This window comes from Nitratifractor salsuginis DSM 16511 (genome assembly GCF_000186245.1).
GTDB lineage: Bacteria > Campylobacterota > Campylobacteria > Campylobacterales > Sulfurovaceae > Nitratifractor > Nitratifractor salsuginis.
Genome location: NC_014935.1, coordinates 812,780 through 827,615, shown reverse-complemented (window position 1 = coordinate 827,615; position 14,836 = coordinate 812,780). Strand labels below are relative to the sequence as shown.

At 54.1% G+C, this 14,836-nt stretch carries 11 protein-coding genes; 10 read left to right on the top strand and 1 reads right to left on the bottom strand.

The window, feature by feature from the left end; all coding sequences use genetic code 11:
- Nucleotides 1-98 precede the first annotated feature (98 nt).
- From NITSA_RS04165 to NITSA_RS10790, 9 genes are all read left to right on the top strand, one after another.
- Nucleotides 99-542: a GatB/YqeY domain-containing protein gene (locus NITSA_RS04165; protein ID WP_013553774.1), complete on the top strand. Its 444-nt coding sequence runs from the start codon at nt 99-101 to the stop codon at nt 540-542.
- A gap of 95 nt (nt 543-637) precedes the next feature.
- A complete protein-coding gene (locus tag NITSA_RS04160) occupies nt 638-1,762 on the top strand; it encodes an ABC transporter substrate-binding protein (protein ID WP_013553773.1) in 1,125 nt (374 codons plus the stop codon).
- Nucleotides 1,763-1,867: 105 nt separating this feature from the next.
- Nucleotides 1,868-2,761 carry a branched-chain amino acid ABC transporter permease gene (locus tag NITSA_RS04155; protein ID WP_013553772.1) on the top strand — a complete coding sequence of 298 codons (894 nt, stop codon included), beginning with the start codon at nt 1,868-1,870 and terminating at the stop codon, nt 2,759-2,761.
- Nucleotides 2,762-2,766: 5 nt separating this feature from the next.
- Nucleotides 2,767-3,801, top strand: coding sequence for a branched-chain amino acid ABC transporter permease (locus NITSA_RS04150; RefSeq protein ID WP_148224935.1), 1,035 nt, complete (start codon nt 2,767-2,769; stop codon nt 3,799-3,801).
- Nucleotides 3,798-4,574 carry an ABC transporter ATP-binding protein gene (locus tag NITSA_RS04145; protein ID WP_013553770.1) on the top strand — a complete coding sequence of 259 codons (777 nt, stop codon included), beginning with the start codon at nt 3,798-3,800 and terminating at the stop codon, nt 4,572-4,574. The genes NITSA_RS04150 and NITSA_RS04145 overlap by 4 nt, the downstream gene beginning before the upstream one ends.
- Nucleotides 4,567-5,259 (top strand): ABC transporter ATP-binding protein, encoded by a 693-nt coding sequence (locus NITSA_RS04140; RefSeq protein WP_013553769.1) that lies wholly within the window; start codon nt 4,567-4,569, stop codon nt 5,257-5,259. The genes NITSA_RS04145 and NITSA_RS04140 overlap by 8 nt, the downstream gene beginning before the upstream one ends.
- 3 nt (nt 5,260-5,262) lie before the next feature.
- Complete coding sequence (locus tag NITSA_RS04135) at nt 5,263-6,147, top strand: DMT family transporter (protein ID WP_013553768.1); 885 nt, start codon at nt 5,263-5,265, stop codon at nt 6,145-6,147.
- Between the two features lie 156 nt (nt 6,148-6,303).
- Nucleotides 6,304-8,646 carry an immunoglobulin-like domain-containing protein gene (locus tag NITSA_RS04130; protein ID WP_013553767.1) on the top strand — a complete coding sequence of 781 codons (2,343 nt, stop codon included), beginning with the start codon at nt 6,304-6,306 and terminating at the stop codon, nt 8,644-8,646.
- A 219-nt stretch (nt 8,647-8,865) separates the two neighbouring features.
- Nucleotides 8,866-12,987, top strand: a complete 4,122-nt coding sequence (locus NITSA_RS10790; protein WP_013553766.1) for an immunoglobulin-like domain-containing protein — start codon at nt 8,866-8,868, stop codon at nt 12,985-12,987.
- Nucleotides 12,988-13,065: 78 nt separating this feature from the next.
- Here the strand turns inward: NITSA_RS10790 and NITSA_RS04120 are convergent, their stop codons facing one another.
- Nucleotides 13,066-13,797 (bottom strand): alpha/beta hydrolase family protein, encoded by a 732-nt coding sequence (locus NITSA_RS04120; protein WP_013553765.1) that lies wholly within the window; start codon nt 13,795-13,797, stop codon nt 13,066-13,068.
- An 88-nt stretch (nt 13,798-13,885) separates the two neighbouring features.
- Here NITSA_RS04120 and NITSA_RS04115 point away from each other — a divergent pair, with 88 nt between their 5' ends.
- Nucleotides 13,886-14,836 (top strand): ribonuclease T2 family protein, encoded by a 951-nt coding sequence (locus NITSA_RS04115; RefSeq protein ID WP_013553764.1) that lies wholly within the window; start codon nt 13,886-13,888, stop codon nt 14,834-14,836.

Here is a 14,836-nt window from a genome sequence, read left to right as displayed (position 1 = left end):
CTTGGGAGATACCCTTACACCGAAAAATTTTTCGCCGGAATCACCGATCCTATATAACGCTATAATTGCAACGGAATTTTTCAAACAAAGGATAATCCATGTCATTAAAAGAACAGATCAAAAACGATATCAAAGAGGCGATGCGGGCCAAAGACACCGCCCGCCGCGATACCCTGCGCAACCTCAGTGCCGCCATCAAGCAGATCGAAGTCGATGAGCGTCGGGAGCTCAGCGATGCTGATGTGGAGCAGGTCCTGATGAAATATGCCAAGCAGCGTGAAGATGCTCTGGCCCAGTTCAAAGAGGCGGGCCGGGATGACCTGGTCGCCAAGGAAGAAGCGGAGCTCAAGATCGTCAAATCCTACCTTCCCGAGCCAATGAACGACGAAGAGTTGGAGCAGACCCTCAAAGAGCTCGTCGAAGCCCTCGAAGCCAAGACAATGAAGGAGATGGGCAAAGTGATGGCCAAAGCCAAAGAGGTCATCGGCAGCCGGGCCGAGGGAAGTCGCATCAGCCAGATCGTCAAGAAGCTCCTCAGTTGAGCCTTTTAGGCTCAGAAGGCTCTGTTTAAGTTTCACGCAAGAGAGACGTTGATAAGATAGAACCACCAAAAAATCATCATCACAAGGAGAAAGAGATGAAAAAAACATTGAGCATTGTTGCAGCCGCAGCACTGATGAGCGGCATCGCTTTTGCCAAAGAGGTCAAAGTCGGAGTCGTTCTGCCTCTGACCGGGCCCATCGCGGCCTTCGGCCAAACCAGTAAGGCCGGACTCGACATCGCCTATAATCAGAATCACAAGCTGAAAAACGGCGACAACGTCAAACTGATCGTCCTCGACGACCGGGGGGACAAAGTCGAAGCGGCCACCGCCGTCAAGCGCCTGATCGACAAGAACGGTGTCACCGTCATCCTCGGTGAAGTCGCTTCCGGTAACTCCATGGCGATGGCACCTGTTGCTGAGAAGGCCAAGACACCCATGATCACCCACGCCTCCACCAACCCCCGCGTCACCAAGGGCAAGAAATACGTTACCCGCGCCTGCTTTATCGACCCCTTCCAGGGAGCGGTTATGGCCAAATACGCCCTGGACAACGGTATGAAGAACGCCGTCGTCGTCACCGACGCCAAGCAGGACTACTCCGTCGGTCTCTCCAAAGCTTTCAAAAAAGCCTTCACCGCCGGCGGGGGTAAAATCCTCAAAACCGTCCTGATCAACTCCGGCGACAAAGACTTCAACGCCCAGGTCTCCACCATCAAGTCCATGCATCCCGATATCATCGCCTTCACCGGCTACTATCCCGAAGCGGCTCTGATGGTCAAGCAGGCACGGGACATGGGGGTCAAAACTCCCTTCATCGGTGCCGACGGCGTCGGATTCCCCGAGCTGGTCAAGATCGGCGGCAAAGCGGCCGAGGGCTTTATGTATACCGACCACTTCAACGAAGCGGCCGCCTCTTCTCCCGAAGCCAAAGCCTATGTCGAAGCCTTCCACAAGAAGTATCACAAAGCGGCTGACTCTATGGGGGCCCTGGCGGCTGACGCCTACGGCATGATCCTCAACGCGATGAACCAGTGCATCGACGAAGGCAAGCAGCCCACCGACAAAGAGTGCGTCAACGAGCATCTCCGCCATACCAAAGGGTATAAAGGTATCACCGGCGTCATCAATATCGACAAGAACGGCAACGCCGTCAAATCCGCCGTCATCAACGAAGTCCAAAACGGCAAATTCGTCTACAAAACCACTGTCAATCCCTAAGCCATCTAAAGTCCGGTTCCGGCCGGGCGTTGCGATCACGGTCCCGGACATAGGGCTGCGACCGGAACGTCTTTGCCTATCTCATCAATCCGAAGGATTCACTCGATGGATTTCTCCACCTTTTTGCAACAGTTGGTCAACGGAGCGAGCCTGGGCAGTATGTATGCCCTGATCGCGATCGGCTATACGATGGTCTACGGAGTGCTCCGCCTCATCAACTTCGCCCACGGCGACATCATGATGGTCGGAGCCTTCCTGACCTATTTCGCCTACAATGCCGGCGCGCCCTTTTCCGTGGCAGTGCTGGTGGGCATCCTGGGGGCGGTGATCGTCGGGGTCCTCACCGACAAGATCGCCTACAAACCCCTGCGTGACGCCCCCAAGATCTCCCTGCTGATCACCGCCATCGGTATCAGCTTCTTCCTGGAGAACCTCTTCAACGTCCTCTTCGGCGGGGTTCCCCGGGCCTTTAAAGCCCCCGAATACCTCACCAAAGTCTTTCACTGGGGGAGCATCTATCTGCCCATCTCGGTCATCATCATCCCCACGGTGACCGTGGCGATCCTGGTGGCGGTCCTCTGGGTCCTCTACCGGACGAAATACGGGATGGCCATCCGGGCCCTGGCCTTCGACATCCCCACCGTCAAGCTCATGGGGGTCAATGCCGACAGCATCATCTCCATCGTCTTCGCTCTGGGTTCGGCCCTGGCGGCGATCGGCGGGGTCTTCTACGCCATCAGTTATCCCTCCATCGATCCTCTGATGGGGGTCATGGTGGGGCTCAAAGCCTTCGCCGCGGCGGTCCTGGGGGGGATCGGCTCGGTCACCGGTGCCGTGCTGGGAGGTTTCATCCTCGGATTTACGGAGATTATGGTCGTAGCCATTTTCCCCGAGTTGGGCGGCTACAAAGACGCCTTCGCCTTCTTTTTCCTGATCCTGGTGCTGCTCTTCCGACCCACCGGCATCATGGGTGAAGATCTCGAACGTAGCCGCTTCTAAGGAGGATGAGAATGAAAAACGCCATAATCAAAATGCTTCTGATCATCCTGGCCCTGCTGATGATCGGATGGGCCCATCGAAACCTTGACTCTTACACCCTGAGCATCCTCAACAACATCGGAATCTTCGCCATCCTAGCCCTGAGTTACAACCTCATCAACGGTGTGACGGGGCAGTTCTCCCTGGAGCCCAACGGCTTCGTTGCCATCGGGGCCTATATGACCGCCCTCTTCCTCCTGCCCGCCGATGCCAAGCTCGATATGTTCGCCCTGGTCGATCCGGCGCCCATCGTGTTGAAGATGCACGCCGATTTCATCCCGGCGGTGATCGCGGGGGGGCTCTTTGCTATGTTCATCGCTCTGCTGCTCTCCTTCCCCGTCTTCCGCGTCCGGGGAGACTATCTGGCGATCGTCACCCTGGGGTTCGGTTTCATCATCCGCATCTTCGCCATCAACAACCCCGCCTACACCAACGGCGCCCTGGGGCTCAACGACATCCCTCCCTATGCCAACTTCCTTTGGATCGGGTCCATCGCGTTGGTCACGTTCATCGTCATGCTCCACATCGTCTTCTCCCGCTACGGCCGGGCGATGAAGGCGGTCCGCGACGATGAGGACGCCGCCACGGCGATGGGGATCAATACCTTCTGGATCAAAACCACCGCCTTTATGACCAGTGCCTTCTTCGAAGGAGTCGGCGGCGGCCTCTTGGCTTCCTTCCTGACCACCATCTCTCCCGACCAGTTCACCTTCCTGCTGACCTTCCAGCTCCTGATCATCATCGTCCTGGGCGGACTAGGCAGTATGACCGGCAGTCTGGTCGCCACGATCCTGGTCATGGGCAGTATGGAGTGGCTCCGCTTCCTCGACAGCGATATGGTGATCTTCGGACACCATACCGGTGCCCATCCGGGGATGCGGATGGTTGTCTTTGCCATCCTCTTGATCATTATGATGCTCTTCGCCCGCAAAGGGCTTTTCGGCGACAAAGAGCTGATCGAGATCCTGCGTGATAAATTTCGTAAAAAGGCCAAGCAATGAGTGAGCCCCTACTCGAAGTCCGCAACGTCACCATGAAGTTCGGCGGAGTCACCGCCATCGACAATCTCTCTTTCACCGTCGACCGGGGGGAGATCTACGGACTCATCGGCCCCAACGGAGCGGGAAAGACCACTATCTTCAACATCATCACCGGCAACTACTTCCCCACCGAAGGGAGCATCATCTTCGACGGAGAGGACATCACCGGGACCAAACCCCACAAAGTGGTCGAAAAAGGGATCGCCCGGACTTTCCAGAATATCCGGCTCTTCAAGAGTATGACGGTCCTGGAAAACGTCCTGATCGGCTTCCACGATCAAATCCGCTACAACTATTTCGAGGCGATCCTGCGCCTGCCCCGCTACCACATCTATGAAAAGCGTATCCGCGCCGAAGCGATGGGCCTGCTCGAAGAGTTCGGGATCGCCGAGTTCGCCGACTACAACGCCACAGCGCTGAGCTACGGCAACCAGCGCAAAGTGGAGATCGCCCGCGCCCTGGCCACCAAACCCAAGCTCCTGCTGCTCGACGAGCCCGCCGCGGGGATGAACCCCAAAGAGACTGCCGATCTCTCCGACATCATCCACAAGATCAAAAAGGATTACGATTTGACGGTGCTCCTGATCGAACACGATATGAAGTTCGTCAATGCGATGTGTGACGAAGTCACGGTCCTCGACTACGGGGAGAAGATCTTCGAAGGCAAGCCCGCCGACGCCATTGTCGATCCGAGAGTGGTCACAGCCTATCTAGGAGAGTTCACCAATGCTTGATATCAAAAACCTCCAAGTCTATTACGGAGTCATCGCGGCGGTCCGGGGAATCGATATGCACATCGACCGCAACCACATCGTCACCCTCATCGGCTCCAACGGTGCCGGAAAGACTTCGACCCTGAGCGCCATCGTCAATGCGGTCAAAAAGAGCGGAGAGGTCCTCTTCGACGGCAAGGATATCAGCAAAATGCCCACCCACCGGATCGTCCGAGAGGGAATCGCCCTCGTCCCGGAGGGGCGCCGGGTCTTCATCAACCTCACCGTCGATGAGAACCTGCGGATGGGGGCCTTTAACAACACGGAGAATTTCGAGCGGCTCCGCACCGAGATGTACGAGCGTTTTCCCCGCCTCAAGAGCAAGGTGGATCAAAAGGCAGGGACCCTCAGCGGCGGGGAACAGCAGATGCTGGCCATCGCCCGGGCCCTGATGAGTGAACCGAGGATGTTGATGCTCGACGAGCCCAGCCTCGGCCTCGCCCCCAAAATCGTGGGGGAAGTCTTCGAAATCATCACCGAGCTCAAAGAGAGGATCACCATTCTCCTCGTCGAGCAGAACGCCTTCGCCGCACTTAAGATCGCCGACTACGGCTATGTCCTCGAAAACGGCAGCATCTCCCTCAAAGGCCCCGCTTCCCAACTCCTGGGCAACGACGAAGTCCGCCAAAAGTATCTCGGCGGCTGAGGCGTGCTCTCCCGACGCCTCACCGGACATCTCTTTACGTTCATCACCGTCGCCATCTGGAGCGTCGCCTTCGTCGGCAACAAAGTCCTGCTCGCCTACCTCACCCCCATCGAAATTATGCTCTACCGTTTCACGCTCGCCTGGGGCCTGCTGCTGATCCTCTACCCCAAAGATCTCCTGCCACGCTCTCTTCGTGACGAAGCTTATTTCTTTCTCCTGGGATTTCTGGGGATTTTCGTCTATTTCCTGCTGGAGAACTTCGCCCTGCGCTACACCCAGGCCAGCAACGTCGGGCTCTATATGGGGGCCATCCCCATCCTCACCGCCCTGCTGGCGCATTTTCTCATCCGCGGAGAACGCTTCCGTCCGGCGCTGCTGCTTGGCTTCCTCATCGCCGTGACAGGGATGGGGCTGATCCTCTTTACCGAGCGGCACTTCACCCTGAGATTACGGGGGGATCTGCTGGCCCTGGCCGGCGCGGCCACTTTCGCCCTCTACTCCGTTGCCCTCAAGCGCGCGCCCGAGGGCTATCACTTCCTGCAGATCGCCCGCAAAAGCTTTTTCTATGGCATCGGGCTGATGCTGCTCTATCTGCTCCTCACCGGCGAAGCGACCCATATCCAGGCGCTCAGAGAGCCGACCGTCTGGGGTAACCTGATCTTTCTGGGGTTCTTCTCCTCCGGCCTCGCCTTCGTGCTGTGGCAGCAGGGCATCGAACGCATCGACCCCGTCGCCGCAGGAAACTACATCTACCTCGTCCCGCTGCTCACCGCGCTCACCGGCGTGTTCGTCCTCTCCGAAGAGATCACGGCCGCGATGCTCCTGGGCGGAGCCCTGATCCTCGGCGGGCTCTATGTGGCCCAGCGGGGAAGTAAAGCAGCCGAATAGTTATCGTTTCACAATGATCTCTCCCGAATTTTGGGATGTGCCCGGTGAGATAAAAAATCGATAAACTGTCCTTGATAAAAGGGAATTAACTTAAGTGCTATAATGAATAGGGGTGGGTAGCCATTCGCAAGCTCTCCATATGAAAGGAGCGGCCCCATGTATCTTCATATTCCTGCAGTGATAAAAAGATTCCCGATTATCATCCTATCGATCCTGAGCCTTCTTCTGCTGACTGGCTGTGGCGGCGGTTCCGGAACAGGCGATCCTCCCGATACCACCAAACCGGTCATAACCCTCCACGGTCCCAATCCCCAGATCATCCCGCTTGGCGGAACCTACACGGAACTCGGAGCGGAAGCCTATGATGACCGAGACGGCAATATCACGGCAAAGATCCGTATCGATGCCTCAGCCGTCAACACCGCAGCGGAGGGAAACTATACCGTCACCTATGATGTAAGTGATGCGGCAGGCAATGCTGCCGATACCGTAAGAAGAACGGTAAGCGTAATCGCACCACCCAACCGGGCACCCACAGCCGATGCCGGAGAGGATCAAACGGTCACCGAAGGGGAACCGGTGACACTGGATGCCTCCAAGAGTACCGACAGCGACGGCCGCATTGTAAGCTACCGGTGGACGGAAGGCAACACCACCTTGAGCACAAAGAGCCGCTTCACCAAATCCGACTTTACTGTGGGCACCCACACCGTCACCTTGACCGTGACGGATGATGACGGAGCGATGGATAGTGACACAGTCGTTGTGAAAGTAACAACTGCACCCGATACCACCAAACCGGTCATAACCCTCCACGGTCCCAATCCCCAGATCATCCCCCTTGGCGGAACCTACACGGAACTCGGAGCGGAAGCCTATGATAACCGAGACGGCAATATCACGGCAAAGATCCGTATCGATGCCTCAGCCGTCAACACGTCGGCAGAGGGAAACTATACCGTCACCTATGATGTAAGTGATGCGGCAGGCAATGCTGCTGATGAAGTGATACGAACGGTGAATGTTGTCCAAAAAGCCATCACGGTGCTACCGGCATTCCCCGAAGCAGAAGGGTTTGGAGCGATTTCCAAAGGAGGCAGAGGCGGAAGAATCATAGAAGTCACCAATACGAATGACAGTGGCAAAGGAAGTTTACGAGCAGCTATAGAAGCCAATGGCAGCAGAATAGTTATCTTTCGTGTCAGTGGGTATATCGATCTGAAAAAGCCCATCAGGTTAACTAACTCCAATATAACCATAGCAGGACAAACTGCACCCGGTGATGGCATTTGCCTACGTATGAAGCCCGGTAATCCTAAAGGCATACAAGGTTTAATCTATGTGCCAAACAGTGCCGATGGATTACATGATGTTGTCATACGATATTTAAAATTTAGACAAGGATGGTCTCTTTCATACAAAGGAAATCCAAACGATAAACTTCGAACTCGCCCACTTAATATTTATTTTAGAGAAGGACACAATGTAATAATCGATCATGTTTCATCTCAGTGGACACGGGACAACTTGCTTACCATTTCATTGAGCAGTCAAGCACGAGAGAGTGATGCCATGTATAATTTTTCAGTGCAAAACAGCCTGTTTGGAGAATCTGAAGAGGGGCATTCAACCGGTATGAATATTCAAGGAGGAAGTGCTACGACTTGCTCCTATACAGGGAAATGGGTTAAAAATATTTCAATACACAGAAATCTCTTTACGGGTTCAGATCACCGAAATCCACGCGTAAGTACCAATGGGGTTAAAGTGATTAATAATGTAATTTACAATTGGGGGAATAGAGCAGGCTCTACAACAAGAGATGTAGTAGTTGACTTCATTAACAATTACTACAAAGCCGGTCCTATGACAACAGATGATATCACATATCAAAGAGTCTGGCATGAACCATGGAAGAAGAGTTGTACCAATGTAAGCGATGGTTCAATATATATGTCTGGGAATATTATGATCCCCCACTATAATCCGCCTTCAAATCCTTATGCATTCTATTTAGAAAGAACAGAGGATGAAAATTCAAAATTGGTAAATTTAAGTGATAGGTATAAGCGATTTGATGCATTAAAACAAGCGATGTTCCCAGTTAAAATTTTGAATATTCAAGATACTTATAATGTTGTTCTTGCCGATGTAGGATGCAATGCACGATTGAATGAGAAAGGTGAATTTGTAAGCAATATTGATGATGTTGATTTGAGAATGATCAATAATGTTAAAGATAGTACAGGATTTGATCATGCGGTAAATGAAGAGGATTGGGAAAATGGTAATGTAAGTTTTCCTGCCATGTCTCCCGGTACATTATATGCAGATTCAGATGGTGACGGTATGGCTGATGTATGGGAATATATGAAGTTTGGCAATTTATCCGTTGCTCAATATGATGATAACAATAAAACAGATTATGATGGTGATGGATACTATGATTTGGATGAATTCTTGAACGGAAGTGATCCACTTGTGCCTTACATTAATTGACCAGGGATTATAGAAACCGAAATGATATTATGGATACTTAGGGGGATGATATTCTTACAGAAGAAAATGGTGCAATAATTGGGAAAATTATACACCAAAGCTCTCCTGATAGTTTGTAGAAACAACTGGCCGTTTATTGCCTTTGTAAAAGATAGTGCTATACTCGTTAAGAGCGCTCGTGGCTATTTGCCATTCACCAAAAGCACAAGGAGCGGCCCCATGTATCTTCATATTCCTGCAGTGATAAAAAGATTCCCGATTATCATCCTTTCGATCCTGAGCCTTCTTCTACTGACCGGCTGTGGCGGCGGTTCCGGAACAGGCGATCCTCCCGATACCACCAAACCGGTCATAACCCTCCACGGCCCCAATCCCCAGATCATCCCTCTTGACGGAACCTACACGGAACTCGGTGCCGAAGCCTATGATGACCGAGACGGCAATATCACGGCAAAGATCCGTATCGATGCCTCAGCCGTCAACACCGCAGCGGAGGGAAACTATACCGTCACCTATGATGTAAGTGATGCGGCAGGCAATGCCGCCGATACCGTAAGAAGAACGGTGAATGTAACCGTACCCCCCAACCGGGCACCCACGGCCGATGCCGGAGAGGATCAAACGGTCACCGAAGGGGAACCGGTGACACTGGATGCCTCCAAGAGTACCGACAGCGACGGCCGCATTGTAAGCTACCGGTGGACGGAAGGCAACACCACCTTGAGCACAAAGAGCCGCTTCACCAAATCCGACTTTACTGTGGGCACCCACACCGTCACCTTGACCGTGACGGATGATGACGGAGCGAGTGCAAGCGACGGGGTCCTAATCACGGTCAATAAAAAAGTGCTGACCTATACGCTAATCTACAGGGCAGGCCCGAACGGATCGCTCGTGGGAGAAACCCGTCAAACGGTCGATCAAAATGCCGACGGATCGGAAGTGACAGCCCTGCCGGACAACGGATATCATTTTCTCAAATGGAGCGACGGCTCTACCCAAAACCCGAGAGTCGATACCAAGGTACAGGCAGATCTGGATGTGACCGCACAATTCGCGCCCAATGAAGTCAAAAAAACCGTCATAGGTCCACGACCGATCGCCCCGACCCCGCTCTCCCGGGCCACACTGATCGCTTCACCGGACGGCAGCGGTGATGCGTGTACCCTCCAAACACCCTGCAGCCTTCACGCCGCGCTATCCCGGCTCAACTCGGAGGGAGGCGTGCTCTTTTTACGTGGAGGGATCTACCCGATTCCCCACGCGATAAGTATTAGCAAAAAAGGAACATTCGATCACCCCGTTATCGTAGAATCCTATCCAAACGAGCGTGCCATACTCAAAGGGCCCTTCGAATCCATCGACTATTTTCGAGAGCACCTCGATGAACGGGATCGGGGCGTAAACATACGAGGCGACTATATAAGATTCCGATCGATCGATGTGGTCAATACCGGCTATGAAGCCATTGTCGTCTCCGGCAGCCACAACATCGTCGAAGGGTGCAGAGTCCACGACAATCACCTGAGCGGTATCGTCGTCTACGGCGGCAAGTGGCACGAAAATGACCCCGGATACACCATCCCCTATCCGCGAGGATACAATGTCATCCGGGACAATTACATCTATGCAAATTCCGACGAAGGGACTCGGGCAAACGGCGGTAACGCTGACGGGATTTCCGTCTCTTCGGGAAGATACAACATCATCACGCACAACCGCGTTTATGACAGTTCGGATGACGGGATCGATGCCTGGCGTTCGAACTATTCTTACATAGCATATAATCTTTCATACAACAACGGCAAGGCAGATGGAGACGGCAACGGCTTTAAAGGGGGAGGAAACTGCAAACGGGATGACAACGGCAACTGCACCGGCCCCAATTTCGAAGCGGGCAACGGCCGAAAAGCGACCTTCAAAAACAATATTTCCTACGGCAACCGCGCGGACGGTTTTGACTTCAACTCCGGTATCGATGTGATCTTCGCCTACAATACCGCCTACCATAACGGTCGTGACGGTTTTGTGGGCAGCTATGATGCACGTACGAAGATCCATCACAATATCGCAGCCGCCAACCGAAACCCCATGCGAAGTCAATGGGGAGTCCCCGACAATGAGCATAATTCCTGGAATATTGGCGGTGACGTCACCTTTGAAAGTGAAGATCCCAATGCGTCAAACTTCCTGGTGCCTGTCGAGGATGCTTTCAAGCGCATTGGGGCGTATGCCGATGCAGACGTCGATCTTTCCCAAAAATTCTACGGCGTGACTCTCGATAGTATCCAGACAATGGACAAAACGATCGAGGCATTGGAGACACTCCCCAAACGCGTCGTAAGCAGAGTCGTTTTCGATGAAGTCCCCGCTTCGGATTATGAGGAAGCCATACAGAGGCTGACACCCTATACCGACATTATGGGTGAGCTGTGTGACTCCGAGTACTTGAAAGACTACTCTGTCGACGAATACAAAAGCAGGGTCGACGAATACCTTGACGCCTTCGGAGATCAGGTAGCGATATGGGAGATCGGCAATGAAGTCAACGGGGGGTGGACATACGATCACGATACCCAAACGAGAGACGACGTCGCACAAAAGACGATCTATGCCTACAACCAGGCAAAAAGCAGAGGCTACAAAACGGCTTTGACCCTCTACTACAACGACTATAGTGAAAATGACGGCTGCTATGATGATCCGTCGGAGAAGATGAGGGAGTGGGCGCAGGAGATGCTGCCGCAATATCTAAGAGAGGGGATCGATTATCTCTTCGTAAGTTATTATGAAGAAAATTGCGACGGGCACAAGCCGACGATCGAGGAGTGGAATCAAGTGTTTGATGATCTGGGAACACTCTTCCCGAATGCCAAACTCGGTTTTGGCGAAGTCGGTGCCACCCAAGGGGATAAAGCCGGATATTTAACCCGATACTACATGCTCCCGATCACACACGAAAGATTTGTCGGCGGATTTTTCTGGTGGTATTTCCTCAAAGATATGGTCCCCTCCTACAAAGCACTGCATACGGCACTCTCGGATATCATAAAAGGAGAGGTCAAAAAATACCCCAAAGATACGACCCTGGTCGACGGCGATCTGATGCATACCGGATATGAGTTGGATGAGAGTATTGCAAGACCCGGATACAAAAACTCCGTCCACGAAGGGGGAGCGTTCGATACGACGATCACCCAGGTCACCCACGCCACCGGGAATGACGATGTGAGTCCCGTTCACCATTACCCCAAAGATCCCGTATGGAACGCCGATAGCTCTTTGATGCTGTTGCAAGCCGACAAACTGCTGGTCGATGCCCGTACCTATGATCCGATCCATACCTTTGACAGCTCTTCCAAAAAGCGCTTGTCCCGTCTGAACAGGCGCTTCCGCTACGGCATAGGCTGGGTCTCGTCCCATCACTACGGCATCGTCAAAGAGAATCTGCGCAGCGGGGAAGAGACGCTTCTGTACGAGATACCGGGTACTTACGACCGGATTACGATCGGCGAGTACGAGGGCAATATGGATTACAACGATACCTATATGCTGCTTACGGCCCACGTGCAGGGTAGAGCGGACGATACCCCGACCTTCATCCTCTACAATTTCAAAACCAACAGCAGCGTCATAAAAGATTTCGACGGCACAAACGGAACGAAAGTGCTGCATATGACATCGGATCGGGTGGAAAACCGCCTGAACTGGGCGACCGTGTCTCCGCTGGGGCGCTATGTGCTCGTTTACCATTACGCCGGGCTCAAAGAGGGCAAGGACGGTTCACACAGCACCGACTGGTATAAAAAGATCGACAAATACGATATGAACCTCAATTTTATTGAAACTCTGGCATACAAGGGCAATCACGGCGATGTCTGCGTCTCCCAGGATCTGGACAAAGAGTTTTATGTGCAGTTTGAAAACGAAGGGGTCGGTGCCGACGGTATGTATCAAAACAGCGGCCAAAAAGGGATCTGGCAATACGACCTGGAGACAAAAGAGCGAACGATGATCGTTCTAAACCACGGCGGCGGGCACGTCTCCTGCCAAAACTACAAGCGCCCGGGCTGGGCCTATATCACCTACAAATCCTCGCAATTAAACGATAGAGATATCTTCGCGATTATGCTCGGAGACGATGGCGTCGATATCCACAACAACAGGATCGTCAACCGCTTCGCCAAAGCCAGGTTCATGGCGGAGCACAATTCCGGATACGGCTATAGCGATCGGAGCGCACACGCCACCCCCTCCCCCGATGGGACCAAAGTGATCTTCAAATCCAATTGGAAAGAGGGAGAACCCCTGGATGATTTTGTGGCGTTCAAAGCGCATTGAGCGGCTCCCGTGTTCAAAGCACTCGAGGAGTTTTTCGGCAGGGGAAGCCGGGCATTGAAAAGTGATCGATAAAGACGGTTACTTCAGATAACGGTCCAAAAAGACCCGGATATACCCCTCGGCCAAAGGGAGAGTATAGGAGCCGTGCCCCTGCCCCGGCACGAGGATCAGGGTCGCCATCTGGGCTTTGGCGGCGTAGCGCTCTGCCGTTTTCCGGGCGAAATCCCCCTTGGAGCTGACGATGAGCCACGGCGAAACGCTCTCCCGGACCGCCTCAGTCACCTTTTTGGGATCGAAGTTTTTGGGTGAAGCGGGCGAAAGGGTCACGACCGCTTTGGGCTCGTAGTCGAGCATCAACGGGATCACCGCCCCACCCCCCAGCGACGAGCCGAAAAAGACCGGCTCCTCTATATCGATATCCTTGCGCTCGTCCATTCGCTCCATCCAGGCGGCGAGATCTTCGGGGATCCGGGCGAAGCCGATCCGCCCGGCATCCTCCCCGAAGTGGCCGTGTCCTGCGTGGATGCGGCGTTTTTTCCCTTTGCGCATATCGGAGAGGCCGTGGCCCCGCAGGTCCACCTCCAGCGTGGCATAGCCCCGACGGCGCATCTGCGCCGAGAGCTCTTTCCACATCCGGTGGTCCGATCCGTACTCGTGGGCGAAAAGCGCCAGAGGATAGGGAGCGCTTCCCCGCTCAGGCGGGCTCAGCCACCCCTTGAGCCGATACCCGTCGGGGGTTTTCAGGGTCAGAACCTCCGCGGCAAAGAGCCCCATAGTCGCCGCCCAAAGAAAGATCATCAATCGTTTCATCGTCCAATCTCCTACAGTGGATTTTCATTCTATCACAAAGAGGGAGCGGGTATAATCACGCAAATCCATCCGCAAAGAGAGATTTCCTATGCGATACCTATTCCGAACCGTCCTCATCCTGGCAGGGGTCCTGCTAAGTATCAGCTCCCTGGAAGCCCGCTATCAGGCCCACTCCACCGCCTCCTGCCCCGCCTGGAACGATCTGGCCCATCACCGCAATCGCGGCAGCCTCAATCTGGAGCCGGGCAAAAGCTATAATGTCCTTCGCCGTCACAAGGGCCAATACCTCATCAAACTCGAAGCACCCTTCCCCACTCAGCGCTGGGTCGACGAGAAATGCCTGAGCCGGGATGCAAAGCCTGGCATCCATACCGGCTCTTCAGAGAAGGCCTACACCCAAAGCTCTCTTCATTCCCTCCTGGTAATGAGCTGGCACAACAGCTTCTGTGAAACCCACCCCAACCGCAAAGAGTGCCGGCCACGCAATAATCGTGCCGCCAATCACCTGGTCCTCCACGGCCTCTGGCCCCAACCCAGAAACCGGGCCTACTGCGCCGTCCCCGAGCGCCTCAAAATGCTCGACAAACGGCATCAGTGGAGGGCGCTGTCCGCCATCGACTATCCTCCCCGGCTTCGGCAGCTGATGGAGCGTTACTTCCCCGGAGCCCTCTCGGGCCTGGACCGGCACGAATGGGTCAAGCACGGCAGCTGTTACGGTAAAGATCCCGTCAACTATTTCAATGATGCCCTGAGCCTCACCGCCCAGGTCGACCGCTCGATGGTCGGGGAGTATCTGCGGGCCAATATCGGGCAGCGGGTCCGGCTGAGCACCCTGCGCCGACTTTTCGCCAGGAGCTTCGGCCCCGGCAATGGCCCCAAACTGGCGATGAACTGCCGCAACGGCCTGCTGAGCGAACTCTCGATTAGCCTCCGGGGCAAAGGGGACAAGCTCCCCGAGCTTCTCAAAGGCGCCCCCGCCCTTCACAGCCGATGCGTCGAGGGGATCGTCGACGGGCCGGGCCTTTTCCACCGGCACTAA